Below are 26,673 nucleotides of genomic sequence, written 5' to 3'. Positions count from 1 at the left end.
TCGTCACGAGATGCTCCACACTCGGCGGGATCGCGACGTGTTCCACCGATATCGTCGGCGTCGACCCGCAGCGCTGCTCCCGCGGTGGGATGGATGCCATGAGGATCGATCAGCGAGGCCGTCGGAACGGGCCCGATCTGCAGACGCACGCCGCGGCGGTGGCGCGGGAGCTCGGGGTGCAGGTGGGAGAACGCCTTCAGGCACCGCCTGGCCTTCTCAGAGTCGTCGTCGATGGCGGCGACCTCGTCCGGCCGGCGGTGCTGGTTCTCGCCGACGGCGCTGCATTCGCGGACGACGCCCTGAGGCGGGCGGTCGTCTCGGAGCACCTGGAGGAAGTCCGGGCGCTGCCGTCCCGCCGGGTCCGCGGAGCCGTGATCGCTGCGAGAACGGTCGAGCGGCTACCGGCGGGGAGCCTGGACGACCGGATCTCGTCCGGTCCGCTCGAGGTCGGAGAAGCCGTGACGATCCTCCTGGCCGTGGTCGACGTGCTGCACGCGGCGCACCATGCCGGTTTCGGGGGCGTCGAGCCGTCTGCTGATCGCGTCCGTTTCCGGGTCGACGGATGCCCGGTCGTGACAGAGGTCGACCGCGTCGGCGCGCTCACCCAGCAGAGGGCGCAGGCAGACGCCGGCGCCTTCCTCTCGCTGGCCCGCCGCGTGGCCCTGGCGGTCCCGGATGGTCGTGGGGCGTCGTTGCTGAGCCGCATCGAGGATGTCTTCCGGGGAGGAGGGGGAGGGCTCCGGGAGGCCGTCCTCGCCGAGGCGTCCCCGGCCGCCGTGCGCCGCCTGACGGGCGAGGCGGGGGCGTCGTCGCCGCCGGAGGGACAGCCGCCGGCCCTTCGCCGGGACCGCGGTCCACGCGGAACCCGGGGACGGACGACGGATCGGGGACGGGCGCGGCGACGGCGCACACGCGGGGGCGGCGACGGCGCGTTCCGCCGAGAGACACCGGGACCATCGCCGGAGCGTCGGAGCGCCGCCTGGGAGCTGGCGCTGGACGGGAGCCCGGTGCGCGAAGCGCGTTCCGCGGTCGTGCGCGCGATGCGGCGACGGCCGAAGACGGTCCTCGCCGTGTCCGTGCCCCTGGTCGCTGCGATCGTCGGGATGGCGGTCGTCCCGCACGGACGAGCCGACACCGTCGCGGCGGAGCACTCGACGACGGCGGTTCCCTCCAGCACGCCATCGGATGCAGTGTCGGGCGTCCTCCCGGACGGGGCGGCCGATTCTGCGGGCTGCGGCGAACCCGATGTCTTCGAGTTGACCGGCGACGGCGCATCGCAGGTCGCGACCGGGGGACCTGGCGGTGACGCCTCGGCGCCGGTGTGCACACCGGCGGAGGCGGACGACCCGGCCGCGGCGGCGCTGGCCTGGTTGTCGTCGCGCGGTGGTGCCGGATCATCGGCGAACCTGCACGCGGAGGTCACGCAGCGCTGGGGGGAAGCCGTGCTGGTGCGGGTCGAGCCTGCCGCAGAAGGGGAGAGCGGACACAGCGAACCGGCCTCGCTCCTCCTGGTGAGGGGCGAGGCCGGCTGGCTGGTACGAGCGGTGTACTCGTGAGTGGATCAGATCCCGAGGCTGCCCTCGAAGTCGCCGCTCTCGAGGCGGTTCTTCACGGCCACGAGGAAGCGCGCCGCGTCGGCGCCGTCCACGATGCGGTGGTCGTACGAGAGGGCCAGGTACACCGTGGAGCGGATCGCGATGGACTCGGTGCCGTCCGCGGTGATGACGACGGGCTTCTTCGTCACGATGCCGGTGCCGAGGATGGCGACCTGCGGGAGGAAGACGACCGGGGTGTCGAACAGCGCGCCACGGGAGCCCGTGTTGGTCAGCGTGAACGTGCCGCCGGCGAGCTCGTCGGGCTTGAGGCGGTTGTCGCGCGTGCGCTCGGCCAGGTCCGCGATCTCCTTCGCGAGACCGGAGAGGTCGAGCGAGGACGCGTCGCGGATGACCGGGGTGAGCAGTCCGCGCTCGGTGTCCACGGCGATCGAGAGGTTCTCGTGGTCCGGGTAGACGATGTTGTCACCGTCGACCGTGGCGTTGATGACCGGGTAGGCCTTGAGCGCCTCGGAGGCCGCGAGTGCGAAGAACGGCAGGAAGGAGAGCTTCACGCCGGTCTTGGCGAGGAAGTCGCCCTTCACCTTGTCGCGGAGCTTGGCGACCTTGGTGACATCGACCTCGACCACGGAGGTGAGCTGGGCGGTGGACTGCATCGAGACCACGGCACGCTCGGCGACGACCTTGCGCAGACGCGACATCGCCTGGGTGGTTCCGCGCAGCGGCGAGACCTCGAGGACGGGCGCAGCAGCGGCCGGAGCAGCCGCGGCGGCTGCGGGCTGTGCAGCGGAGAGGATGTCCTCCTTGCGGATGCGTCCGCCGACACCGGTTCCGGTGACGGAGGCGAGGTCGACGCCCTGCTCGTTGGCGAGCTTGCGCACGATCGGCGTCACGTAGCCCGCGTTGCCCGCATGCGCACCACCAGCGGCCGGAGCCGGGGCAGCGGCCGGAGCCGGAGCGGCGGCCGGAGCCGGAGCGGCGGCAGCAGCCGGAGCCGGAGCCGGAGCAGCGGCCGGAGCCGGGGTAGCAGCGGGGGCCGGAGCCTCGGCGGCGGCGGGGGCCGGAGCAGCAGCCGGAGCTTCGGCGGCAGCGGGAGCCGGAGTCTCGGCAACTGCCGGTGCCGGTGCAGCGGCGGGGGCCTCAGCAGCGGCGGGAGCCGGAGCCTCGGCAGCAGCGGGAGCCGGAGTCTCAGCGGCCGGAGCCGGAGCCTCAGCAGCGGCCGGAGCCTCGGCAGCGGGCGCGGCCGGAGCCTCGGCGCCGGCACTGGAGCCGTCACCGATGGTCACGAGCGCGGTACCCACCTCGACGGTCTCGTCCTCCTGCACCAGGATCGCCTCGATGACGCCGGCGACCGGCGACGGGATCTCGGTGTCGACCTTGTCGGTCGAGACTTCGAGCAAGGGCTCGTCCACCTCGACACGGTCGCCAACGTTCTTCAGCCAGCGGGTGACCGTGCCTTCCGTGACACTCTCGCCGAGTGCCGGGAGGCTGACGGATTCGCTCATGAGCTCTCTCTCCTTCAAAACCTGATGTTCAGTAGCTTATTGCAGCCGCATCGAGCGCGGCTCGGACTTAGAGGGTGTGCAGCGGCTTGCCCGCGAGGTACAGGAAGGCCTCGCCGAGCGACTCGTTCTGAGTAGGGTGCGCGTGGATGAACGGAGCGATGTCCTCCGGGTACGCCTCCCAGTTGACGGCGAGCTGCGCTTCGCCGATCAGCTCGCCCACGCGAGCGCCGATCATGTGCACGCCGACGACCGGGCCGTCGTTCACGCGGACGACCTTGACGGTGCCGCTGGTGCCGATGATCTCGCTCTTGCCGTTGCCGGCGAGGCTGTAGTCGTAGCTGCTGACCTGGTCCGCACCGTACTGCTCGACGGCCTTGGCCTCGCTGAGGCCGACCGATGCGACCTCCGGGTCGCAGTAGGTGACCTTGGGGATGTTGACGTCGGGGACGACGATCGGGTTCAGGCCCGCGATCTCCTCCGCGACGAAGATGCCCTGCTGGAAGCCGCGGTGCGCGAGCTGCAGGCCGGGGACGATGTCGCCGACGGCGTAGACGCCCGGGACGTTGGTGTGCAGGCGCTCGTCGGTGATGACGAAGCCGCGGTCCATCGTGATGCCGACCTCGTCGTAGCCGAGGTTCGCGGTCTGCGGGCCGCGGCCGACGGCGACGAGCAGGAGCTCCGCGTCGACGGTGTCGCCGTTCTCGAGCGAGACGACCACGCCGTTCTCGTTCTGGGTCACGCCGGAGAAGCGGACGCCGAGACGGTAGTCGATGCCGCGGCGGCGGAACGCGCGCTCCAGCGACTTGCTGATGGACTCGTCCTCGTTGGGGACGAGGTGGGGGAGGGCCTCGATGATCGTGACCTCGGCGCCGAACGACTTCCAGACGCTGGCGAACTCGACGCCGATGACACCGCCGCCGAGCACGGCGACCTTCTTCGGGACGAAGTCGAGCTCGAGTGCCTGCTCGCTGGTGATGACGCGCCCGCCGATCTCGAGACCGGGGAGGCTGCGCGAGTAGGAGCCGGTGGCGAGCACGACGTGCTTGCCCACGATGGTGTCCTCGCCGACCTGGACGGTCGTCGGGGAGGTCAGGCGCCCCTCGCCCTCGATGACCGTGATGCCGCGGGCCTTCACCAGGCCCTGCAGGCCCTTGTACTTCTTGGCGATGATGCCCTGGCGGTACTCGGTGACACCGTTGATGTCGATGCCCTGGAGCTGGGTGATGATGCCGTACTTCGCCGACTCGCGGGAGTAGTCCGCGACCTCGGCCGCGTGCAGCAGCGCCTTGGTCGGGATACAGCCGCGGTGCAGGCAGGTGCCGCCGACCTTGTCCTTCTCGATCATGCCCACGGTGAAACCGAGCTCGGCCGCACGCAGCGCTGCTGCGTAGCCTCCACTCCCACCGCCGAGCACCACAATGTCAAAGTTCTGCTCAGACACCCAGTTACTCCCTCGCGCATCAGGATTCGTGACACGATCCTGCCCCGAGGGGTGACTCCGGGCAGGCGTTGTATGGGCGAGATCTTCTCGCCCATACGACCCTACTACTTCCCGGAAAACTCCTCGGCCAAACGGATGAGCGCCCGTACGCTGACGGCGGACGGTCCCTTGCCGGTGAAGCCGTACGGCGAGGCCGGCCCCTTGGCGGGTCCGGCGATGTCCAGGTGCGCCCACGGGATGCGCGGAGCGTCGTCCTCGTCGCCGGTGCGTCCGACGAACTCCTGGAGGAAGACGCCGGCCAGCAGCATCCCGCCGGCGGTCTGGCCGGGGTTGGCGTTCGCGATGTCGGCGACCTCGGAGTTGATCGTGGCCCGCAGCTCGGCCGAGAGCGGCATCGGCCAGAGCAGCTCGCCGGTGGCGCGCGCCGCCGAGAGCACGTCGTCCACGAGTCCGTCGGACCCCATCACGGCGGCATACCGCGTGCCGAGCGCGACCATGGCCGCGCCGGTGAGGGTCGCGACGTCGACGATGGCGTCCGGATGCTCCTCGCTCGCGGCGGCGAGGCCGTCGGCGAGCACGAGACGCCCCTCGGCGTCGGTGTTCAGCACCTCGACCGTGCGGCCGTCGCGGATGCGCAGCACGTCGTTCGGGCGGATGGCCGACCCGGACGGCATGTTCTCGGCGAGGCAGAGCCAGGCCGTGACACGCACGGGGAGGGCGAGACGGGCGGCGGCGATCGCCACAGCGAGCACGGTCGCCGCGCCGGTCATGTCGTACTTCATCCCGACCATGCCCGAGGCGGGCTTCAGCGAGAGACCGCCCGAGTCGAAGGTGATGCCCTTGCCGACCAGGGCGAGATGGCGGGCGGCGCCGGCGGGGTCGTAGTCGACCTTCACCAGGCGCGGCGGCCGCGTGGAGCCCTGGCCGACCCCCAGGATGCCGCCGAAGCCGCCCTCCGCGAGCGCAGCTTCGTCCCACACCGTGATCTCGACGGGGAGGCCGGCAGCAGCCTCCTGGGCGCGCTCGGCGAAGGTCTCGGGGTAGAGGTCGAGCGGAGGCATGTTGACCAGGTCCTTGACCAGCGTCGCCGCACCGGCGACGGCGGCGGCCCGGCCGACGAGTGCGTCGGGCGCTGCGGAGGCGGGTGCTCCGATCACCGTGATCGACGCCACCGGGGTCTTGGCCGTGCTCTTCTCGCGGTACTCCGTGTAGGCGTAGGAGCCCAGTGCGGCGCCTTCGAGCACGGCGCCGAGCAGCGCGTCGCCGTCGGCGGGCAGGTCGAGTGCGACGCGCGCGGTGCCGGCGAGCTGCCGGACGGCGCTGCCCGCGGCGTACCGCAGGGCGTCCGCGTCGACGTCGTCGCCGAGGCCGATGACCGCGAGGGAAGGTCCGCCCTCCGCGCCGGGGAGGCGCACGAGCTCGTCCCGTCCGCCGCCGAAGCCGACGGCGGCGAGCTGCGACGCGAGGCCGGCGGGGGCGGAACCGGAGAGCACCGCGATCTCGTCGCGCGCGACGCGCGCGCCGATCACGAGCACGTCGGCGGAGGTCAGGGAAGAGGAATCGGACGCGAGCGAGAGAGCGGGAACCGTCATGATCCGACCCTAACGCGCGCTGCGCTTCTCACTGTTCGCTGTGGGCGTGCTGCGAGGGGGCTCGCAGGCCGGGCCGGGCGCATCCGGTCGGCCTAGAGTTGAGGCATGCGACACCCCGCCGATCTGTTCGAGCTCAACCCGGCCGTCGAGGTCCCCGAGGGCCTCCCGCTCGTGGCCGGGCTGACCGGGTTCGCCGACGCAGGAGCCGGCGTCAGCCAGCTGGGGACCTATCTGCTCGGCACCCTCGACAACGAGGTGGTCGCGACGTTCGACGCGGACATCCTGCTCGACTACCGTGCCCGCCGGCCGATCATCTACTTCGACCAGGATCACCTGGCCGATTACCAGCCGGCCACGCTCAAGCTCTATCTCGCATACGACGAGCTGCGCCAGCCGTTCCTGCTCCTCTCCGGGTTCGAGCCCGACTTCCGCTGGGAGGCGTTCACCGAGGCGGTGCTGGGGCTGATCGAGCGCTACCGGGTTCGCAGCGTCACCTGGGTGCACGCCATCCCGATGCCCGTCCCGCACACGCGCCCGATCGGTGTGACGGTCAGCGGCAACCGCGCCGACCTGATCGAGACGATGTCGGTGTGGAAGCCGCAGACGCAGGTGCCCGGCAATGCGCTGCACCTGCTGGAGTACCGCCTCCAGGCGCTCTCGCACCCGATCGCCGGGTTCGTGCTGCTCATTCCTCACTACCTCGCCGACACCGAGTACCCGGCCGCCGCGATCGCCGGGCTCGACTCGATCAGCGCCGCCACCGGCCTCATCTTCCCGAGCGACCGGCTGCGGCAGGAGGACCGCGACTTCATCGCGAACATCGACGAGCAGGTCGCAGGCAACCCCGAGCTCGCGAAGCTCGTCGGCACGCTCGAGGAGCGGCACGACACGTACATGGAGGACAACCAGCTCCGGTCGCCGCTCACCGACCGCGACGGCGAACTGCCCTCGGCGGACGAGATCGCAGCGGAACTGGAGAACTTCCTGGCGTTCCGTCGGCACGGTGACGAGGAGAACGGGCTCGGCGACCGCTGAGGCGGCTGGGTGCGCCCGCGGCCTAGACTCGTGAGGTGAACTCGCAGCGATCCTGGTTCGTCTTCGGGATCGGCGCCTTCGCCTATCTCGTGGCGGTGATGCAGCGCACGAGCATCGGTGTCGCCGGCGTCGCGGCGACGGAGCGGTTCCACGTTTCGGCGTCGGTGCTCTCGACCCTGGCCGTCGTGCAGCTGATCGTCTACGCGGCGATGCAGATCCCGGTCGGCGTCCTGATCGACCGGATCGGCTCCCGGCGGCTCATGCTCATCGGCACGGCGCTGATGGTGGCCGGGCAGATCGCCGTCGCGTTCGCCCCGAGCATCGGGATCGCGATCCTCGGACGCATCCTCGTCGGTGCGGGGGACGCCACCGTGTTCACCTCGGTGATGCGTCTCACGAACTCCTGGTTCCGTGGACGCCTCGTCCCGCAGCTCTCGCAGTGGATCGGGAACATCGGTCAGCTGGGGCAGGTGCTCTCGGCCATCCCGTTCGCGCTGATCCTGCATCAATCGGGCTGGACGACCGCCTTCCTCTCGGCGGCGTCGCTCTCCGTGGTCGCCCTGGTCGCGATCGCGATCGCCATCGCGGACCGTCCGGTCGGGTCCTCCGAAGGCCCGAGGCCGGCGACGTGGGCCGACTCGATCCGGCAGCTGCGGATCAGTCTCGCCCGCCCCGGTACCCAGCTCGGATTCTGGTCGCACTTCGTCACCCAGTCCTCCGGCACGGTGTTCAGCCTGATGTGGGGTCTGCCGTTCATGGTCTTCGCCCTGGGCATCGATCCCGCGGAGGCGTCGGGCCTGCTGATCGTGTCGGTGGTGACCGGCCTGATCGCCGGACCCCTCCTCGGCCTCCTGACCGCACGCTATCCGTTGCGCCGCAGCAACCTCGTCCTCGGGATCGTGGCGATGATGGGGATCATCTGGGCCGTCGTGCTGCTCTGGCCGGGAGTCCCGCCGGTGTGGCTGCTGATCCTGCTGCTCGTCGCGATCGGGATCGGCGGCCCGGGCTCCCTGATCGGGTTCGACTTCGCCCGCACCTCCAACCCGCTGCACAGCCTCGGGTCGGCGAACGGGATCGTCAACGTCGGCGGGTTCCTGGCCAGTTTCGTCGTGATGTTCCTCATCGGGGTCGCGCTCGACCTCCAGAATGGCGCGCGCGTCGCGGCGGGCGCCGCCTCCGACCTCTACGCGCTCGACTCCTTCCGCTGGGCTTTCGCGATCCAGTACCTGATCATCGGGGCCGGCGTCGTCTTCCTGGTTCGCGCCCGCCGCCGCACGCGGCGGCGCATGCAGGAGGACGAGGGAATAGAAGTGGCCCCGATCTGGGTTGCACTATCCGACGCATGGCGGAGACGCAGCGGCCGCGAGGGGCGCTGACCGCCCGGCTTGGGAGAAGGCGATCCCGTGGGAATCCACTGGCCGACGTGGTCGGTGGAGCGCGTGAATCGTGCAATAATTGATGTCTGGACCCGTTCATATCCTGTGGGTCGGAGCATTCGACGATGCCCGACGTTCCCCCCAGGACTTGACATGGGTCTTAGTAATGTCCGCACGCAACCCTGAGCCACGACGGAACCACGAGGAATCCGGTCTCCGCTTGGTATTGAAAGGTGTTCACATGGCAACCCGTGCAGCAACGAAGGCCCCGGAGGCCGACACGGTCGAGGAGACGGTGGCGGGCGCCGCGAGCGCGGCCACCACCACGGCCGCGAAGAAGACGACGACGAAGACCGCGGCCAAGAAGCCGGCCGCGAAGAAGGGCACGACGAAGCCCAAGGGACGTGCGGCCGACGACGACGAGGAGGTCGACGAGGACGCCGAGGTCGAGATCGACGAGGTCGAGACGCCCGACACGGACGACTCCGACGATTCCGACGACGCCGTTCAGAAGCCGGCGGACGCCGCAGCCGCTGCGGTCGCCGCTGCGCCGCTGCCGACCGACGCGCTCGTGCTGCGCGCGGTCGACGAGGACGACGACATCCCGGTCTACTCCAGCACCATCACCGGTGCGACGGCCGACCCGGTCAAGGACTACCTCAAGCAGATCGGCAAGGTCCCGCTGCTCAACGCCGCGGAGGAGGTCGAACTCGCGATGCGCATCGAGGCGGGTCTCTTCGCCGAGGACAAGCTCGCGAACACGCCGAGCATGCCCAAGGAGCTCGAGCGCGAGCTGCGATGGGTCGCCCGCGACGGCCAGCGTGCCAAGAGCCACCTGCTCGGCGCGAACCTGCGTCTCGTGGTCAGCCTGGCCAAGCGCTACACCGGCCGCGGGATGCAGTTCCTGGACCTGATCCAGGAGGGCAACCTCGGTCTCATCCGCGCCGTCGAGAAGTTCGACTACACCAAGGGCTTCAAGTTCTCCACGTACGCGACCTGGTGGATCCGCCAGGCCATCACGCGTGCGATGGCGGACCAGGCGCGCACGATCCGCATCCCCGTGCACATGGTCGAGGTCATCAACAAGCTCGCCCGCGTGCAGCGCCAGATGCTGCAGGACCTGGGCCGCGAGCCCACCCCCGAGGAGCTGTCGAAGGAACTCGACATGACCCCGGAGAAGGTCATCGAGGTCCAGAAGTACGGACGCGAGCCCATCTCGCTGCACACCCCGCTCGGCGAGGACGGCGACAGCGAGTTCGGCGACCTGATCGAGGACACCGAGGCGGTCGTCCCGGCCGACGCGGTCGGTTTCACCATGCTGCAGAAGCAGCTTGAGAGTCTGCTCGACTCGCTGTCCGAGCGCGAGGCGGGCGTGATCCGCATGCGCTTCGGGCTCGGCGACGGCATGCCCAAGACCCTCGATCAGATCGGTGACACCTTCGGCGTGACGCGCGAGCGCATCCGCCAGATCGAGTCGAAGACGATGGCGAAGCTGCGCCACCCGTCCCGCTCGCAGTCGCTGCGCGACTACCTCGAGTAAACCGGTGCGATATCGTTTGGCGGTCGTCGCCGGCCGCCTCGCCCGCTGGCTTCTGCGCCTGCGGGGCGGGGGGTCGGCGGTGCCCGGCAGGGTCGCGCTCGCGATCGCACCGCAGTTCCTCGAACGCGCCGTCAGCCGCTTGCCGCTCGGCGTGGTCTTCGTCTCCGGCTCGAACGGCAAGTCGACGACCACCAACATGCTCACGGCGATCCTGCGCGAGCACGGTCTGGACGTCTTCACGAACCCCTCGGGTGGCAACCTCCCGCAGGGGATCGCATCGGCGCTGCTCGCGGACGTCCCGCTCGACGGGTACGTGCGCGGCGACGTCGGGGTGATCGAGGTCGACGAAGCGTACGGAGTCGACCTCGCCACCCTGCTCAAGCCGCGCGGCTCCCTGCTGCTCAATGTGCAGATCGACCAGCTCAACAGGTTCTTCGAGCCGACGCGGGTCGTCGGGATGCTGCGGTCCATCGCCGAGACGTCGTCCGAGTTCGTCGTGGTGAATGCCGACGACGACAGTCTCGCCCGTGTCGGCGCCGATCTGGCCGCCGCCGGCCGAGATGTGTCGACCTTCGCGGTCGCCCCCTCCATCATCGAGTCGGCCCCGAACGGGCTGGCCAATGTGAAGGACTTGAGCGGGCTCGCCGCAGGGGCGCTGCCGGTGCCCTCGGTCTTCGTCTCCGCCCTGGAGATGCAGAGCGCCCAGCTCACCATCGGCGGTGAGCACGTGCGCATCGGACTGCCCGCGCGCGGCCTGCACTACGCGGTCGATGCGGCCGGCGCGACCGCGATGGCCCGCCGCCTCCTCGGCGATCGGTTCGAGCCCACCTCGGTCGTCGCCGCGATGGCGTCGTTGCGCACCGTGTACGGCCGGGGCGAGACCCTGCGCGTCGGCGACGAGGACATCGAGATCATCATGATGAAGAACCCGCCGAGCCTGCAGCTCAACCTCGACTACCTCGCCGAATCGCCCGAGCAGGTCTTCGTGGCCGTCGACGAGGGCACGCCCGACCCGTCCTGGGTCTACGACATCGACCTCTCGAAGCTGGAGCAGGTGCACATCGTCTCCGGAACGAAGGCCTGGCAGTTCGCCACCCGGTTCGCGTACGCAGGCATCCAGGTCGACCAGGTCGTGCCCGAGCTGAAGCCGGCCCTCGCCGCGTTCCTCGCCCTGCCGAAGCCGGCGCGCGGCACCAAGACCATGATCGTCAACTACGAGCAGATGATGCTGATCCGCAAGCAGCTCGGGTTCCTCGACCTGGAAGGCGGCGAGCGGTGAGCGTGCTGCGCATCCTGCACCTGTACCCCCGCGAGCTGGGCATCAACGGCGACGCCGGCAACGTGCTGGCCCTCGCCGAGCGAGCCACATGGCGGGGCCTCGACACCGACATCGTGACGCATTCGCCGGGAGGCGAACTGCCGCCGAGCGTCGACATCGTCCACATCGGGTCGGGCCCGCTCTCGGCCCAGCGCGCCGTCCACGACGACGTTCTCCGCATCGCTGCACGGCTGAGGGACTGGCGCGATGCCGGAGTGCCGATCCTGGCCGTCGCGGGAGGCTGGCAGCTGCTCGGCCGCGAGCTGGTGACCCCGGAGGGGGAGACCCTCGCCGGGGCGGGTGTGTTCCCGAGCCGCGCGGTGCTGGGCACCGCCCGCCACGTCGGCGAGATCGTCGTGCGCAGCACGGAGACCGGCACCCTCGCCGGCTTCGAGAACCACTCCGCCCGCACCGAGCTGGAGGGCGGCGAGCCGCTGGGCCGCGTGCTGAGCGGCACCGGCAACGACGGCGCGACCGAGGGCGTGACCGTCGGGGCTGCGATCGGGACGCACCTGCACGGCCCGGTCCTGCCGATGAACCCCGTGCTCGCCGACCGGATGCTGGCGACGGCGTTGCGCGCCGAACTGCCCCCGGTGACACAGACCGAGCGCGTCGACCGGTACGCGACCAACGCGCGTCGCGCGATCGCGGATCGGCTCGGCGTCACACTGTAGCCACACGGTCCTCCGCTGCCCGAAGCGACCCGCGGTGCGTTGCCTCGGGTCAGCCGACGTAGACGCGCGGCACCCGGGACGCGACGCCGGTGATCATCTCGTCGGCGATCGTCTCCGCCCAGTCGGCCCAGGTCTCGGCGGTTGCTTCGCCGGAGTCGCCCTGACCGAAGAGGATCGCCGTGTCACAGAGGCGGACGCGCGCCGGGCCGGCGTCGACGACCATCGAGTCGACCTCGACGGCGATGACCGGGCACCGGCGACCGGCGAGCTGCACCGAGGCCTTCGCGATCCCGAGGGTCGGGACTCCGTCGCCGTAGCCGATCCCGATGCGCACCCGGGTCGTGCCGTCGACGTGGAGCTCGGTGACCGGTGCTTCCAACCGCATCACGGGCACGAGGCCCAGCTCGCTGCCCTTCGCGTCGTCGAACGGGGAGAAGCCGTAGGCGGCGATGCCGAACCGCACCAGATCGAAGCGCGCCTCGGGCATCCGGATGCCGGCCGAGCTCGCGGCCAGATGCCGGATCTCGAATCGGGCGCCCCTGGCCTCGGCCTCCGCCACGGCTTCGTGGAACTCGGCGAGTGCGCGGCGATCCTCTTCGAGGGAAGCGTCGGCGAGGTGGGACCACGCGGCACGGATGCGGACGACGCCCTGCTCCTGGAGGGCGAGCGCGGTGTCGACGAGTGCCGGCCAGTCGGCCCGGGTCGCGCCGTTGCGACTGAGGCCGGTGTCGACTTTGAGGTGCACGACGGCAGGCCGGTCCGCGGACGCCCCGGCGATCGCTTCCAGCTGCCAGCGGGCGGAGATGCCCAGCTCGATGTCGTTCTCGATCGCGGCCCGCCAGTCGGTGACCTGTCCGTGCAGCCACGCCAGCAGCGGCGCCGTGATGCCGGCGCGCCGCAGGACCAGCCCGGCCGGGACCTCGAGCACGGCGAGGGAGGCGGCCCCCGCCTCCAGCCCGGCCTCGGCGATCGGGAGGAGCCCGTGGCCGTAGGCGTCGGCCTTCACGGCGAGCATCACCTCGGCGGGTGCGGCGACGGACGCCAGGTGGGAGACGTTGCGGCGGAGCGCGGCGAGGTCGATGACGGCGCGGGGGAGCGGCTCGGCGATGGCGTCGACGATCGTCATGCGCGGTGGACCCTCTCGATGCGCCGGCCGAGCCGGCTGGTCAGGACCGGAGCGGCCACGCCGAGCGCATCCGCCCAGTCGTGGACGGTCGGCTCGTTGCGGGCGGGATCGCCGAACAGCACGACCGGGCCGCCGGGTTCGGCCTCACCGTCGCCGATGTCGACGACGAACTGGTCCATCGCGATGCGGCCGGTCACCCGGCCGCGCGTCGGGCCGACCTGGACGGGCGCCTTGTTCGATGCGACGCGGAGGATGCCGTCGGCATAGCCGAGGGCGACGAGGACGAGTGTGGTCGGCCGTTCCGTGCGGTAGGTGTAGCCGTACGAGACGCCCCGGTCGGCGGCGACGCGCTTGACGGCGATGATCTCGCCCTCCAGGCGCATCGCGGGAGGCGTGTCGACGTCGGGATCCAGCCCGAAGAGCGCCGGGCCGAGCAGCGCACCCGAGCCGGGGCCAGGGCCCCCGACGACGACGCGCGCGTCGACGCCGTCATCGGCGAGGGCTGCGGCGTCCTCGATGCGGGAGACGACGAAACCGCCGACCCCCGCGGCGGACAGCTCGCGGGCGACGGGGATGAGCCCGTGCCCGTAGGCGTCCGCGCGGAGATCGGCGGTGGAGTCGTGGAGTGACGCGGTGAGCGTCGCGGCGGTGGAGCGGACGACGGCGAGGTCGATCGTGGCGCGCCTGCGCACGCCATGCCCTGCTGTCATCGCCCGGTCAGCCTCGCGGATCGCGACGCGGCCGCGCTACGCGCGCTGCTCTTCGAACAGTCGAGCGCTCTCGTCGTGCCAGCTGTGGGCGATCTCCGAGAGCTTCTCCTGGTGCTTCTTGCCGTGGTGGGCGCAGAAGAGCAGCTCGCCGTTGTTCACGACGACGCGGATGTAGGCCTGCGCTCCGCAGCTGTCGCACCGATCGGCAGCAGTGAGTTGCGGCCCCGAAGCGAGCTCGTCAACCGCATCGTTCTCCGAAGTGATCGTCGACATGTGATGCTCCTTTCAGTCGCAACCGGTGAACTCGGTACCTCTATAGAACCACGCCCAGCGGGTAATCCGTCGCGCATTGCCTGCTATTTCGCTCAACGCGTAGCCTCGCGCGCGAAGGGTGTCGGTGGCGGAGGGCGGCGCCGGCGTTGTCTACGCTGGAGAGAGCAGTGCGCCCGCATCCTCCGGGGGCATCGGAACGCAAGGAGCACTCGTGGCGAGCTCAGACTATTCGGCCAGGCATCTGTCGGTGCTGGAGGGGCTCGAGGCGGTCCGGAAGCGCCCCGGCATGTACATCGGCTCGACGGACTCCCGCGGCCTCATGCACTGCCTCTGGGAGATCATCGACAACTCCGTCGACGAGGCGCTGGCGGGCTTCGGCACCGCCATCGAGGTCATCCTGCACCCCGACGACAGCGTCGAGGTGCGCGACACGGCCCGCGGCGTCCCGGTCGACGTCGAGCCGAAGACCGGCCTGACCGGCGTGGAGGTCGTCTTCACCAAGCTGCACGCGGGCGGCAAGTTCGGCAGCGGCTCGTACGCCGCCTCCGGTGGGCTGCACGGCGTCGGCGCGTCCGTCGTCAACGCCCTCTCGGAGCGCCTCGACGTCGAGGTGGACCGCGACGGCAAGACCTGGGCGATGTCGTTCCACCGCGGCGAGCCGGGCGTCTTCGCGGACAACGGCAAGGACGCCAGCCCCGATGCCGCGTTCTCGCCGTTCGTCAGCGGAAGCGAGCTGCGTGTGGCGGGCAAGGTGGCGAAGGCCAAGACCGGCACCCGCGTCCGCTACTGGGCCGACCGGCAGATCTTCACCAAGGGAGCGGCGTTCTCCGTCGAGGATCTGGTGGGCCGCGCGCGGCAGACCGCGTTCCTCGTGCCGGGTCTCGCCATCACCATCGACGACAAGCGCAGCCCCGAAGGCGAGCGCACCACCTTCCAGTACGAGGGAGGCATCTCCGAGTTCGTCGAGTTCCTCGCTCCCGATGCGCCCATCACCGACACCTGGCGGCTCCAGGGCGAAGGCACCTTCACCGAGACCGTGCCCGTGCTCTCCGACAGCGGCGCCATGGTCCCCACCGAGCTGACCCGCACCTGCGAGGTGGACATCGCGCTGCGCTGGGGGACCGGCTACGACACTGTGATGCGCAGCTTCGTCAACATCATCGCCACCCCGAAGGGCGGCAGCCACCAGACCGGGTTCGATCAGGGGCTGCTCAAGTTCCTCCGTGCCCAGGTGGAACAGAACGCCCGCCGCCTCAAGGTCGGCAACGACAAGCTCGACAAGGACGACGTGCTCGCGGGCCTCAGCGCCGTCCTGACCGTGCGCCTCCCCGAGCCGCAGTTCGAGGGGCAGACGAAAGAGGTCCTCGGCACTCCTGCCGTTCGCAACATCGTCGCGCAGGTGATCCAGAAGGCGCTGACGGCGCGGTTCACGTCCACCAAGCGCGACGACAAGGCCCAGGCCGCGCTCGTCCTCGACAAGGTCGTCGCCGAGATGAAGTCCCGCATCTCGGCCCGCGCGCACAAGGAGACCCAGCGCCGCAAGAACGCACTGGAGACCTCCTCGCTTCCGGCGAAGCTGGTCGACTGCCGGTCGAGCGATGTCGCCAACAGCGAGCTGTTCATCGTCGAGGGCGATTCGGCGCTCGGGACCGCCCGCCGCGCTCGCGACAGCGAGTACCAGGCGCTGCTGCCGATCCGCGGCAAGATCCTGAACGTGCAGAAGGCGTCCGTCTCGGACATGCTCTCGAACGCCGAATGCGCTGCGATCATCCAGGTGATCGGGGCCGGCTCGGGGCGCAGCTTCGACCTCTCGTCGGCGCGCTACGGCAAGGTGATCATCATGAGCGACGCCGACGTGGACGGCGCGCACATCCGCACCCTGCTGCTGACGCTGTTCTTCCGCTACATGCGGCCGATGATCGAGGAGGGCCGGGTGTTCGCCGCGGTCCCGCCGCTGCACCGGGTGATCGTGCAGAACCCGGGCTCGAAGCCGAACGAGACGATCTACACGTACTCGGAGGCCGAGCTGAACGCCGTCCTGGCCGATCTGGCGAAGCGCGGCAAGAAGCACCAGGAGCCCATCCAGCGCTACAAGGGCCTGGGCGAGATGGACGCGGACCAGCTGGCCACCACCACGATGGACCGCGCGCACCGGACGCTGCGACGGGTGCGGGTTCCGGACGCCGAGGCGGCCTCCCGTGTCTTCGAACTGCTGATGGGCAACGAGGTCGCACCGCGCAAGGAGTTCATCATCGCGGGTGCCGACGACCTCAGCCGGGCGCGCATCGACGCCTGATCTCGCGAGAGGCGAGTCGTTGCGGGTGCCGGGCGTGCCCGACCCGCAGCAACTCACACCTCGCGGGGGAGCGGGTCAGCCGATCTGACGGCCGACCGAGCCCACGACCATGTCGAGGGGGGTGCCGGAGGCATCACGCCGGGCGCCGCCCTCGGGGAGCGTGCGCGCCGCACCGTCGGTGCCGACGGCCAGGGCGGGTCCACGGCCGACCCAGGCGAGCGAGAGCTCGCCCTCGCCTTTGAGGAAACGCTGCGCGCGCACACCGCCGGTGGCGCGGCCCTTGGCGGGGAACTCGGCCAGATCGCTGACCTTGCCGCTGCCGGGATCGGTGCCGGGAAGGGTCTGGCCGCCGGTCGCGATGGTGATGACGACCGTCGCCTCCTTCTCCTCCGCCGGGACCGCCCCGAACGAGAGCACGCGTGCGCCGTCGCCGAGGTTGATGCCGGCCATGCCTCCCGCCGAACGGCCCTGCGGCCGCACGGATGCCGCAGGGAAGCGCAGCAGCTGCGCGTCGCTGGCCACGAAGACGAGCTCGTCCGTGTCGTCGATCTGCAGGGCGCCCACGACCTCGTCGCCGGGCTTGAGCGCGATGACCTCGAACTCCGGCTTGTTGGCCCAGTCGCCGGCGACCACGCGCTTCACGACGCCCTGGCGGGTTCCGAGAGCGATGGTGCGTGCGTCGTCGAGGGAGACGATCGCGAGGATCCGCTCCTTCTTGTCCGCGAGAGCGAGGTAGTCGCCGATCTTCACGCCGGCGCCGAGCTGGATGGAGTTCAGCGGAGCGGCCGGGAGGTCCACGGGGGAGAAGCGGATCAGGCGTCCGGTGTTCGTGACGGCGCCGATCTCCGCCCGGCTCGTGGTGTCGAGCTGGGAGAGGATCGCGTCGTGCTTGCTCCGGCGGGCCGGCGGCTGGATGCGGGCGAGAGCGCCCGGCTCCACGCCCTCCGCGGGCGCCGGCTCGTCCACCCGCAGGATCCGGCCGGTGGTCGACAGGAACACCCGGCACGGGACGTCGGCGACCTCGAGCTGGACCTGCGCGGCCTTGCCCCGGCCGGAGACGCCGGCGATGGAGGGTTTGGCCTCGGTCAGCAGCGTGCGGCGCGGGGTGCCGAACTTCGCGGCGACCTGCTCGAGCTCGTCCGAGACCAGCTCGTTGATCCGCTGCCGGCTCGCCAGGAGGGCCTCCAGCTCGGCGATCTCGGCTCGGAGCTGGTCGCGCTCCGCCTCGAGCTCGATGCGCGAGAAGCGCGTGAGCCGGCGCAGTCGCAGTTCGAGGATGTAGTCGGCCTGCAGCGTGCTCAGGTCGAACACCTGCATCAGGCGGGTGCGTGCCTGCTCGGTGTCGTCGGACGTGCGGATGACCTGGATGACCTCGTCGATGTCGAGGATCGCGATCAGGAGACCCTCTACGAGGTGCAGGCGCTCCTTGCGGCGGGCCAGCCGGAACTCGGAGCGGCGGGTGACGACGCGGACCCGGTGATCGAGGTACACCGAGAGGAGTTCGCGCAGGCCGAGGGTCTGCGGCCCGCCCTCGACGAGCGCGACGTTGTTGATCGAGAAGCCCTCTTCGAGGGGCGTGTGCCGGTACAGCTGCTCCAGCACGGCGTCCGGGCTGAACCCGGTCTTGATGCCGATGACGAGGCGGAGGCCGTTCTGACGGTCGCTCAGGTCGGTGACGTCGGAGATGCCGTTCAGCTTCTTGGCGCCGACGCCGTCCTTGATCTTCTCGATGACCTTCTCGGGGCCGACCATGTACGGCAGCTCCGTGACGACGAGGCCGCTCTTGCGGGCGGTGATCGACTCGACGGCGACCTTGGCGCGCATCCGGAAGCTGCCGCGTCCCGTCGCGTAGGCGTCGCGCACACCGGCCAGGCCGGCGATGGTGCCGCCGCACGGGAGGTCGGGGCCGGGGACGTAGGCCATCAGGTCGTCGAGCGTCGCCTCGGGGTTCTCGAGCAGATGACGGGCGGCGCCCACGACCTCGATGAGGTTGTGGGGGGCCATGTTGGTGGCCATGCCCACCGCGATGCCGCTCGCGCCGTTGACCAGGAGGTTCGGGAAGGCGGCGGGCAGCACGTCCGGCTGCATGAGCTGGGCGTCGTAGTTGGGGACGAAGTCGACGACGTCCTCGTCGAGGTCCTCGGCGAGGGCCAGGGCCGCCGCCGTGAGGCGTGCCTCCGTGTAGCGGGCCGCCGCGGGCCCGTCGTCCAGCGAGCCGAAGTTGCCGTGCCCGTCGACGAGCGGCACGCGCAGGGTGAAGTCCTGGGCCATGCGGACGAGGGCGTCGTAGATGGCGCTGTCGCCGTGCGGGTGAAGCTTGCCCATGACCTCGCCCGTGACGCGGGCGGACTTGACGTGGCCGCGATCGGGCCGCAGCCCCATCTCGGTCATCATGTAGAGGATGCGACGCTGCACGGGCTTGAGGCCGTCGCGCGCGTCCGGGAGGGCGCGGGAGTAGATGACCGAATAGGCGTACTCGAGGAACGAGCCCTGCATCTCGGTCGTGACGTCGACGTCTTCGATGCGTTCGGTGATGCCGGCCGGGGTCTGGTCGTCTGCTGGTGTCATTCGTGCATTCTCGGGAAGGGCGGTGGGGCTCCGCCTGCGTGTGCCAGACTGGGCCGGATGTCCCCCATGCTACCGGCCGCGTTCACCACGAGGACGAGCCTGGCCGCGGTTCTGCCGAGTTCGCTGGCGGCGCTGCGCGGCGAGACGAACGAGCTGGGGCTCCCCGCGCTGGAGCACGCCGTGGTGATCGTCGTCGACGGGCTCGGGGCGGCCTCCCTCCGGGCCCGCTCCGGTCATGCCCGCACCCTCGCGCCGCTGCTCGGCAAGACCACCACGATCGACGCCGGATTCCCGACGACCACCGCCGCGGCGCTCACCACCCTGACCACCGGGCGGTACCCGGGGGAGCACGGGATGGTCGGCTACCGCGTGCGCGATGCGGCCGGTCGCCTGACCAACCAGCTCAGCGGCTGGGACGACCGGATGGACCCGGCGACCTGGCAGCGCTCCCGCACGGTCTTCGAGCGCGCGGTCGAGCAGGGTGTCGCTGCGCGCGCCATCGGCCTGCCCAAGTACGCCGAGTCGGGATTCACTGCTGCGGCGCTCCGCGGGGCGGAGTTCGTCGGGGGCCGGACGATGGCCGACCGGTTCGCGATCGCCGAGTCCGTGGCGGCTGCCGCCGGGCCGGGGCTCACGTACCTCTACGTGGCGGAACTCGACCAGCTCGCCCACGCGAAGGGATGGGAGTCGCCGGACTGGACAGCGGCGCTGGAGACGCTCGATGCCCTCGTCGCCGGTCTCGCCCGCCGTCTCGGCCCCGGACGCGCTGCACTGCTGACGGCCGATCACGGCGTCGTCGACGTTCCCGAGAGCGGCCACGTGCTCTTCGACACCGCTCCCGAGCTGCTCCAGGATGTTGCGGGCGTCGCCGGCGAGCCGCGGTTCCTCCACCTCTACGCGGACCCCGGTGCGGACCCCGAGGCGATCGCCGAGCGCTGGCGCACGGTCGAGGGGGAGCGCTCCTGGATCGCGACCCGGGCCGAGGCGGTCGACGCCGGCTGGTTCGGTCCGGTCGTCGACGCGGCCGTGGCCCCGCGCATCGGCGACGTTCTCGTCGCCACGCGCAAACGCATCGCCTACTACGACGGTCGGGACGCCTCCCGGACCGGCCGCAATATGGTGGGCCAGCACGGTTCGCTCACCGCGGAGGAGACCCGCGTCCCGCTGCTGCGGTTCGGCGCGGCGGCCTAGCGGGCGCCGTCAGACGAGGTCGTCGTCCGTGCGCGCGCCGAAGACGATCTCGTCCCAGCTCGGCATGGCGGCGCGGCCCTTGCGGCGGCCGCCGGCACTCGAGGCCTGGTCGGAGGAGGCGGAGAGCCGGTCGTCGGGCGTGGTCACCGGCTCGGCGGCGGCGATCGCCTCGTCCACGATGCGGAACGGGGTCGGGGCCGACACGGGGGTCGCGTCCTCGGCCGGAGCAGGCGCGGTCGGCAGTGCGGGCGCCTCCGGCTTCTCGTCGTAGCTCGCCGCCTCGCGCTCTCCGCGGCGACGTCGCAGCGCCTCCAGCAGATCGGCGGTCTGGTGCAGATCGCGCGGCGTCTCGTCGTCGGCGCGGTTGATCGCGGAGACGGTGATCGAGTTGCTCGCACCCGTCCGGCCGACGGGGAGCGGCTCGATCGGGGTGGTGATCTCGGGTCCGAGCAGGTCGGCGACCGGCTCGGGGAAGGTGAAGGCGCCGCTGTCGAAACGGGAGGTGTCGGGCTCTCCCTCGTCGGGCAGCACGGCACGCAGTCGCGGGATGAGCGTCCCGCCGCGGAGCTCGCCGGCCTGGGAGAGCGTGGTCGCCTCGGAGTTCAGCGGCGCGAGTCCGTGCTTGCGGGCGTCGTACGACCAGCGAGCGTCGTGGTCGATCTCGTCCGCGGTGAACTCGAGCTTCACGATCCAGCCGGACTCGGAGTCCTTCCAGCTCGCCCAGCGCTCGCCCACCACGCCGAGGGAGGCGAGACGGTCGCGGATGACGGAGCCGAACGTGTCGGGCTCGCCCAGCGGGTCGACCTCGACGGCGGTGCGGACCGGGACGCTCAGGGCGCTCGCGACCATGTGCTCGCGCTCGGCGACGATCGGTCCCTCGAACCGCTGGACGTACTCCAGCGGGGCGCCGGTCACCGCGGACACGTCCTCCGCGGACATGCCGGAGCGGATGTGCGCCTGGACCTCGCGCGGCGACAGTTTGACCCCCGCGGCGGAGCTCTGCTGCCGCACCTGGCGGATCTTCGACTGCAGGGCGTCGTCGACGGCGATGCGGAATCGCTCACCGTCGTCGCCGACGGCGACGATCGCACCGTTCTCGACCCCGATGACCTTCAAATCCTGCATGTGGATGCCTTCCGAACTCGCGTGCGTACCCGGTCAGGATGCCACGAGAACGGGGGTGGGACGGGGAATACGCCGGGCGTGCCGGAAGTTGATACCTCCGCAATCGCTGAGAGCTTTCCGAGTGGTTTTGCTATTCCTTGGCGATTGATGCAAACTATCGCCGCCGATTGCGAGAATCGGCCGTTACGTACGAGAAGTGGATGGGCATGGCAACGGATTACGACGCACCGCGGAAGACCGAGGACGACTCCGAGTCGATCGAGGCCCTCAAGGAGCGAGTTCCGGACAAGATGTCGGGAGTTGTCGACGTCGAAGACGCCGACAACCCGGGTGGCTACGAGCTCCCCGGGGCCGACCTCTCGGACCTCGATCTCGACGTCGTGGTGCTGCCCCCGCAGGCGGACGAGTTCACCTGCGTGAGCTGCTTCCTGGTGAAGCACCGCTCGCAGATCGACCACGACAGCAAGCTCGGACCGATCTGCGTGGAGTGCGCCGCCTGAGCGACGCGCCTCACGGACGTCGGAGTCCCCTAGGAACTCTGGCGAGCCTCCTCGAGAACCCGGACCAACTGGTCCGGGTTTCTTGTTGAGAGGAGCCAGTACGGCGTCGGGTCGTCGAGGTCGGCCACCGGCACCTTGACGACCGGCTTGATCCAGCCGCGGATGAGCAGCCACGCCCGCGCGTCGAGGCGCTGTCCGCGTTCGAGCGTCGCCTCGGGGCCGTCGAACCCGGTGGGGGTGCCGGTGAGCGACAGCGGGATGCGTGCGCGGCCGGCGATCAGCTCGTCCTTCGTCACCTTCAAGGTGGGCGCCGAGGCGATCAGCGCCACGACGATGGCGACGTAGAACACGATCGCCAGGACGACGCCGACACTGAAGTTGATCGGTGCGAACACGAGCATGACCGCGGGGATGACGAGCAGGGTGGAGATGAAGAGCCAGGGGGTCGCCCAGAGCCGCTCACGGTAGAGGTCCATGGTCCCTATTCGATCAGACTTCTGCACTACCCTCGACACGTGACCGATTCCGTCGACGTCCCGATCATCGCCGGGCTGCTCCCCACCTACGCCCACCCGGGCGACGCCGGGGCCGATCTCTGTGCAGCGGAGGCGGTGACGCTCGCCCCGGGGGAGCGCCACACCGTGGCCACCGGCGTCTCGATCGCCCTCCCCGACGGGTACGCGGCCTTCGTCGTCCCGCGCAGCGGTCTCGCCATGCGCCACGGCATCACGATCGTCAACTCGCCGGGGACGGTGGACGCCGGATACCGCGGGGAGATCCGGGTGACCGTCCTCAACACGGACAGATCGATGCCGTACGATATCGCCGTCGGCGACCGGATCGCCCAGCTGATCGTCATGCCGGTCACGCGCGCCCGGTTCATCCCCGTCGACACCCTGCCGGACAGCCACCGCGGCACCGCGGGCTTCGGCTCGTCCGGATACACCGTGACCCAGTCAGGAGACCACGCTTGAGCGACACCAGCGACACCCCGGGCGAGAACGACGCCGCGGAGATCGGCGCCGACGAGCTCGTGCCCGAGACCGACGCCCCGGACGACGCGAAGTCCGCCCCCGAGGACCGCGAGACGGAGGGACCGCTCGACGAGAGCGAGGCGAACCCCGTCCGCCCGTACGTCGACCTCGGCGGAGTGAAGATCCTGCCGCGCGAGGGCCTGCACCTGCGGCTGGAGGTCGAGGAGGAGTCGCAGCGCGTCGTCGCGGTCGGCCTCGACTACGCGAACTCGACGCTCCAGGTCCAGCCGTTCGCCGCGCCCCGCTCGAGCGGTCTCTGGCACGAGATCCGCGGCCAGATCGCCGAGCAGGTGGAGCGTCAGGGCGGCCGCATCAGCGAGCGGGACGGCGTCTTCGGCCCCGAGCTGATCGCCGAGATCCCCGTCGCCGCCCCGCAGGGCAAGCCGGGCGAGACCCGGGTCGCGCGCTTCGTCGGCGTCGACGGCCCGCGCTGGTTCCTCCGCGGCGTGATCGCCGGCGACGCGGCCATCAAGCCCGAGGCCGCCGCGCTCGTCGAGGACCTCTTCCGCAGCATCGTCGTGGTCCGCGGTTCCGTCCCGATGCCCCCGCGCGACCTCATCCCGCTGCGGATGCCGGCCGCTCCCACCGCGGGCGCCGACAACAGCTACACCTCCCTGTAGGCGGAGATGACGGATCAGGAACCGCGGAAGCCGGATCAGGACGCGCTCGACGAGGACCGCACGCAGAAGGACGAGGTCGCCGCGAGCGTCGGCGAGAGCCTCGCCCGTGCCGCGCGCAAGTCCGGGCTCGGCCAGCTCACCGAGGGCGATGCGCCCACCGGTGCCGCGCTGCTCGGTGCGCTCGGCGGCGTCCGCGGCCTCGCCGAGACCATCCTCCCGGGCCTCGTCTTCCTGATCCTCTTCACGTTCACGCAGAACGTGCCGCTGTCGATCGGCTGCTCAGTGCTCGTCGCGGTGATCTTCACCGTGGTGCGGATCGTCGGGAAGACGCCGGTGACCCAGGCGATCGCCGGCCTGATCGGCGTCGGGGTGTCGGCCATCCTCGCGCTCATCACCGGGCGCGGCGAGGACAACTTCCTGCTCGGGATCTGGACGAACGCCGCCTACGGGGCCGCCCTGCTCGTCTCGATCCTCGTGCGCTGGCCGCTGATCGGGCTCGCCGCGGGCTACCTCATGGGCGACGGACTCGCGTGGCGGAGCGTGCGCTCGAAGTTCCGGGTCATGCAGGCGCTCACCTTCCTCTGGTTCCTGCTGTTCGCCGCCCGGCTCCTCGTGCAGGTGCCCCTGTACCTGGCGCACTCGCCGGAGGCGACGAGCGCGCTCGCGCTCACCAAGCTGCTTATGGGCGTGCCGCTCTACGCGCCTCTGCTCCTCGTGACGTACTTCGTGGTGCGGGGCCAGTTCCCTCAGAAGACGCCGCCTCAGAACACGCCGAAGCCCACGGGCACGTAGGCGGACGGATCCTGGGGGAGGCATGAGCGACGCGCGCGTGAACGAGGGCCTGACGGCCGCAGAGGTGGCGCAGCGTCGTGCGGACGGCCGTCACAACGCGCAGCGGCAGTCCAGCTCTCGCTCGATCGGCGACATCCTCCGCGAGAACATCTTCACCCTCTTCAACGGCATCCTCACCGTGTGCTTCGTCGCGGTGCTGCTGCTGGGCGATCTGCGGGACGGGTTCTTCTACGGCGTCGTCGTCGCGAACGCCTTGATCGGCATCGTGCAGGAGGTGCGGGCGAAGCTCGTGCTCGATCGTGCGGCGCTGCTCGCGGCTCCCGAGAGCCGGGTGCGCCGGGACGGCGCGGTGGTCGCCGTGCCGCTCGAGGACGTCGTGCTCGACGATCTGCTGGTGCTGCGACCCGGCGACCAGATCCCCGCGGACGCGGTCGTCGCCGAGAGCACCGGCCTGGCGCTCGACGAGTCCCTCCTCACCGGCGAGTCGGATCCGGTCTTCAAGGACGCCGATGCCCAGCTGCTCTCGGGCTCGCACGTCGTCACGGGGACCGGATACGCCGTAGTGACCGCCGTCGGCGCCGACTCGTATGCGAGCAAGCTGACGAGCGAGATCAAGCGGCATTCGCTGGTGCGGTCGGAGCTGCGGGAGGCGACCAACCGCATCCTGGTGTACCTCTCGTGGATCCTCGGGCCGGTGATCGTCATCACGCTCGTCGGCCGGGTGCTCGCGTACGGCGGCTTCCGCACGCTGTTCGTCGACGATCGGTGGCGGCGCGCCCTGGTCGACGCCGTCGCCGCCGTCGTCGGGATGATCCCGGAGGGGCTGGTGCTCCTCACCAGTCTCGCCTTCGGTGTCGCCGCGATCCAGCTCGCCTCGCGCAAAGTCCTGGTGCAGGAGCTCGCCGCGGTCGAGGTGCTCGCCCGCGTCGACGTCCTCTGCCTCGACAAGACCGGGACGCTCACGAGCGGCGAACTGGAGCTGGAGGGGACGGAGGCGCTCGGCGACGGTGCACTCGCCGAGCAGGCGGACATCGCTCTGGCGGCCTTCGGGGCGGACGACGCCGGAAATGCGACAGCGGGGATCCTGAGCGGCACCTTCCGCAGCGATGCGTACACGGTGCTCCGCCGCATCCCGTTCAGCTCCGCGACGAAGTACAGCGGCGCGGTGATCCGGATCGGCGCCGAGGAGAGCTCGTGGGTGCTGGGCGCGCCGGAGCGGGTGCTCGCCGGCCATCCCGTGGAGCTGGCCCGCGCCACCGAGATCGCGGCGACCGGCCGCCGGACCCTCGCGCTCGCGCGCGCATCCGCCCCGCTCCCCGAGGGCGCCCACATCTCGCTGACCGGCGTCCCGCTCCAGCCCGCGACGCTCATCGTGCTGGGGGAGACCCTGCGCCCGGAGGCCAGGGACACGCTCGGCTACTTCGCCGAGCAGGACGTGCGCGTGGTCGTGATGTCGGGGGACAACCCGGTCACCGTCGGTGCGATCGCCCGCGAACTGGAGCTGACGGGCGACGCCGTGGACGCGTCGACCCTGACCACCGACGAGCAGCTCGATGCGGCGCTGCGGAGCGCGGATGTGCTCGGTCGCGTCAGCCCCGAGCAGAAGCGCACCGCCGTGGGGCTCCTCCGCGCCCAGGGGAGGACCGTCGCCATGACCGGCGACGGCGTGAACGACGCGATGGCGATCAAGGACGCCGACCTCGGGATCGCGATGGGGTCGGCGACCGCGGCCACCAAGGCGGTGTCGCGGCTGGTGCTGCTCGACAACCGCTTCGACCGGCTGCCGGGCGTGCTGGCCTCCGGTCGCCGGGTGATCGCGAACGTCGAGCGCGTCTCGAACATCTTCCTCGCGAAGACCGTCTACGGGATCCTCCTCGCCCTGGTGAGCGCCGCGCTGCTCTGGCCGTTCCCGTTCCTCCCGCGTCAGCTGACGCTCGTGTCGTCGCTGGCCATCGGGATCCCGTCGTTCTTCCTCGCGCTGGCGCCCAACCGGCGCATCTACACGCCGGGCGTGCTGCCGCGCATCCTGAAGTACTCGGTGCCGACCGGTGTGATCGCCGGCCTCGCCGCCGTCGTCTCGTACGCGCCGATCCACCGCACGCTGCCCCTCCACGAAGCGCGCAGCATCACGACGGTGACGCTCTTCTGCGTCTCCCTCTGGATCCTCTGCGTCCTCACCCGGCCGCTGACCGGCCCGCGCTGGGCCCTGCTCGGCGCGGTCGCGGCGGCCTTCGTGCTGGTGTGCGCCATCCCGGCCACGGCGGAGTTCTTCCAGATGCATCTGAGTCTCTCGTGGGGCCTGCTGTGGGGTCTCTCGGTCGGTGCCGTGGGGGCGGCGGGGATCGAGCTGTTCTACCGGTTCGCGAAGCGGCGCGCCCTGGTCTTCGACCGGCAGTGAACGTGA

General features: G+C 70.7%; 22 protein-coding genes. 13 read left to right on the top strand and 9 right to left on the bottom strand.

The features are described 5' to 3' along the window. The first annotated feature begins 98 nt into the window (after nucleotides 1-98). Complete coding sequence (locus tag ACFVU2_RS10915) at nucleotides 99-1,556, top strand: hypothetical protein (RefSeq protein ID WP_387873838.1); 1,458 nt, start codon at nucleotides 99-101, stop codon at nucleotides 1,554-1,556. Between the two features lie 5 nt (nucleotides 1,557-1,561). Here the strand turns inward: ACFVU2_RS10915 and sucB are convergent, their stop codons facing one another. From sucB to ACFVU2_RS10900, 3 genes are all read right to left on the bottom strand, one after another. After that, nucleotides 1,562-3,058 (bottom strand): 2-oxoglutarate dehydrogenase, E2 component, dihydrolipoamide succinyltransferase, encoded by a 1,497-nt coding sequence (gene sucB / locus ACFVU2_RS10910; protein ID WP_387873835.1) that lies wholly within the window; start codon nucleotides 3,056-3,058, stop codon nucleotides 1,562-1,564. A gap of 67 nt (nucleotides 3,059-3,125) precedes the next feature. Next, a complete protein-coding gene (lpdA, locus tag ACFVU2_RS10905) occupies nucleotides 3,126-4,499 on the bottom strand; it encodes a dihydrolipoyl dehydrogenase (protein ID WP_387873833.1) in 1,374 nt (457 codons plus the stop codon). Between the two features lie 104 nt (nucleotides 4,500-4,603). Next, nucleotides 4,604-6,091 (bottom strand): leucyl aminopeptidase, encoded by a 1,488-nt coding sequence (locus ACFVU2_RS10900; protein ID WP_387873832.1) that lies wholly within the window; start codon nucleotides 6,089-6,091, stop codon nucleotides 4,604-4,606. Nucleotides 6,092-6,196: 105 nt separating this feature from the next. Here ACFVU2_RS10900 and ACFVU2_RS10895 point away from each other — a divergent pair, with 105 nt between their 5' ends. The 5 genes from ACFVU2_RS10895 (at nucleotide 6,197) to ACFVU2_RS10875 (ending at nucleotide 12,034) form a co-directional block, all read left to right on the top strand. Further along, entirely contained in the window at nucleotides 6,197-7,126 is a 930-nt protein-coding gene (locus tag ACFVU2_RS10895; RefSeq protein WP_387873830.1) for a proteasome assembly chaperone family protein, read from the top strand. 35 nt (nucleotides 7,127-7,161) lie between these two features. After that, on the top strand, nucleotides 7,162-8,502 hold the full coding sequence (locus ACFVU2_RS10890) for a nitrate/nitrite transporter (protein ID WP_387873828.1): 1,341 nt from the start codon (nucleotides 7,162-7,164) through the stop codon (nucleotides 8,500-8,502). A gap of 241 nt (nucleotides 8,503-8,743) precedes the next feature. Then, on the top strand, nucleotides 8,744-10,042 hold the full coding sequence (locus ACFVU2_RS10885) for an RNA polymerase sigma factor (RefSeq protein WP_387873827.1): 1,299 nt from the start codon (nucleotides 8,744-8,746) through the stop codon (nucleotides 10,040-10,042). Between the two features lie 4 nt (nucleotides 10,043-10,046). Continuing rightward, nucleotides 10,047-11,321, top strand: a complete 1,275-nt coding sequence (locus ACFVU2_RS10880) for a MurT ligase domain-containing protein (protein WP_387873825.1) — start codon at nucleotides 10,047-10,049, stop codon at nucleotides 11,319-11,321. Further along, nucleotides 11,318-12,034 carry a type 1 glutamine amidotransferase gene (locus tag ACFVU2_RS10875; RefSeq protein WP_387873822.1) on the top strand — a complete coding sequence of 239 codons (717 nt, stop codon included), beginning with the start codon at nucleotides 11,318-11,320 and terminating at the stop codon, nucleotides 12,032-12,034. The genes ACFVU2_RS10880 and ACFVU2_RS10875 overlap by 4 nt, the downstream gene beginning before the upstream one ends. 49 nt (nucleotides 12,035-12,083) lie before the next feature. Here the strand turns inward: ACFVU2_RS10875 and alr are convergent, their stop codons facing one another. Genes alr through ACFVU2_RS10860 form a run of 3 tightly spaced genes read right to left on the bottom strand, consistent with a single transcriptional unit; the run spans nucleotide 12,084 to nucleotide 14,143 of the window. Further along, nucleotides 12,084-13,160: an alanine racemase gene (gene alr / locus ACFVU2_RS10870; RefSeq protein ID WP_387873820.1), complete on the bottom strand. Its 1,077-nt coding sequence runs from the start codon at nucleotides 13,158-13,160 to the stop codon at nucleotides 12,084-12,086. Beyond that, on the bottom strand, nucleotides 13,157-13,870 hold the full coding sequence (locus tag ACFVU2_RS10865; RefSeq protein WP_387873819.1) for an alanine racemase C-terminal domain-containing protein: 714 nt from the start codon (nucleotides 13,868-13,870) through the stop codon (nucleotides 13,157-13,159). Before ACFVU2_RS10865 ends, alr begins: the two co-directional genes overlap by 4 nt. A 36-nt stretch (nucleotides 13,871-13,906) precedes the next feature. Then, nucleotides 13,907-14,143: a hypothetical protein gene (locus tag ACFVU2_RS10860; RefSeq protein WP_025155638.1), complete on the bottom strand. Its 237-nt coding sequence runs from the start codon at nucleotides 14,141-14,143 to the stop codon at nucleotides 13,907-13,909. Nucleotides 14,144-14,354: 211 nt separating this feature from the next. On the opposite strand from ACFVU2_RS10860, the gene ACFVU2_RS10855 reads away from it, so the two are divergent. Then, nucleotides 14,355-16,439, top strand: a complete 2,085-nt coding sequence (locus tag ACFVU2_RS10855) for a type IIA DNA topoisomerase subunit B (RefSeq protein ID WP_387873818.1) — start codon at nucleotides 14,355-14,357, stop codon at nucleotides 16,437-16,439. 75 nt (nucleotides 16,440-16,514) lie between these two features. Here the strand turns inward: ACFVU2_RS10855 and ACFVU2_RS10850 are convergent, their stop codons facing one another. Continuing rightward, nucleotides 16,515-19,007: a DNA topoisomerase (ATP-hydrolyzing) subunit A gene (locus ACFVU2_RS10850; RefSeq protein WP_387873816.1), complete on the bottom strand. Its 2,493-nt coding sequence runs from the start codon at nucleotides 19,005-19,007 to the stop codon at nucleotides 16,515-16,517. A 66-nt stretch (nucleotides 19,008-19,073) separates the two neighbouring features. Between ACFVU2_RS10850 and ACFVU2_RS10845 the strand changes: the two genes are divergently transcribed. Then, nucleotides 19,074-20,198 carry an alkaline phosphatase family protein gene (locus tag ACFVU2_RS10845; RefSeq protein ID WP_387874440.1) on the top strand — a complete coding sequence of 375 codons (1,125 nt, stop codon included), beginning with the start codon at nucleotides 19,074-19,076 and terminating at the stop codon, nucleotides 20,196-20,198. Between the two features lie 9 nt (nucleotides 20,199-20,207). Here ACFVU2_RS10845 and sepH read toward each other — a convergent pair whose 3' ends face one another. After that, nucleotides 20,208-21,323: a septation protein SepH gene (gene sepH, locus ACFVU2_RS10840; protein WP_387873814.1), complete on the bottom strand. Its 1,116-nt coding sequence runs from the start codon at nucleotides 21,321-21,323 to the stop codon at nucleotides 20,208-20,210. Nucleotides 21,324-21,529: 206 nt separating this feature from the next. Here sepH and ACFVU2_RS10835 point away from each other — a divergent pair, with 206 nt between their 5' ends. Then, nucleotides 21,530-21,823 carry a DUF4193 domain-containing protein gene (locus ACFVU2_RS10835; RefSeq protein ID WP_387873813.1) on the top strand — a complete coding sequence of 98 codons (294 nt, stop codon included), beginning with the start codon at nucleotides 21,530-21,532 and terminating at the stop codon, nucleotides 21,821-21,823. Nucleotides 21,824-21,852: 29 nt separating this feature from the next. Here ACFVU2_RS10835 and ACFVU2_RS10830 read toward each other — a convergent pair whose 3' ends face one another. After that, nucleotides 21,853-22,299: a DUF3093 domain-containing protein gene (locus ACFVU2_RS10830; protein WP_387873810.1), complete on the bottom strand. Its 447-nt coding sequence runs from the start codon at nucleotides 22,297-22,299 to the stop codon at nucleotides 21,853-21,855. Between the two features lie 39 nt (nucleotides 22,300-22,338). Here ACFVU2_RS10830 and dut point away from each other — a divergent pair, with 39 nt between their 5' ends. Genes dut through ACFVU2_RS10810 form a run of 4 tightly spaced genes read left to right on the top strand, consistent with a single transcriptional unit; the run spans nucleotide 22,339 to nucleotide 26,667 of the window. Next, complete coding sequence (gene dut, locus ACFVU2_RS10825; RefSeq protein WP_387873808.1) at nucleotides 22,339-22,797, top strand: dUTP diphosphatase; 459 nt, start codon at nucleotides 22,339-22,341, stop codon at nucleotides 22,795-22,797. 41 nt (nucleotides 22,798-22,838) lie between these two features. Next, a complete protein-coding gene (locus ACFVU2_RS10820) occupies nucleotides 22,839-23,477 on the top strand; it encodes a DUF3710 domain-containing protein (protein ID WP_387874438.1) in 639 nt (212 codons plus the stop codon). Nucleotides 23,478-23,483: 6 nt separating this feature from the next. Beyond that, nucleotides 23,484-24,269 (top strand): DUF3159 domain-containing protein, encoded by a 786-nt coding sequence (locus ACFVU2_RS10815; RefSeq protein ID WP_387873806.1) that lies wholly within the window; start codon nucleotides 23,484-23,486, stop codon nucleotides 24,267-24,269. A gap of 22 nt (nucleotides 24,270-24,291) precedes the next feature. After that, the gene (locus ACFVU2_RS10810; RefSeq protein WP_387873803.1) at nucleotides 24,292-26,667 is read left to right on the top strand and encodes an HAD-IC family P-type ATPase; all 2,376 of its coding nucleotides are present in this window, start codon (nucleotides 24,292-24,294) and stop codon (nucleotides 26,665-26,667) included. The last annotated feature ends 6 nt before the right edge of the window (nucleotides 26,668-26,673 follow it).

Source organism: Leifsonia sp. NPDC058194, assembly GCF_042883605.1.
In the GTDB taxonomy this organism is placed as follows: Bacteria; Actinomycetota; Actinomycetes; order Actinomycetales; family Microbacteriaceae; genus Leifsonia.
This window is presented reverse-complemented; position numbering and strand designations above follow the sequence as displayed.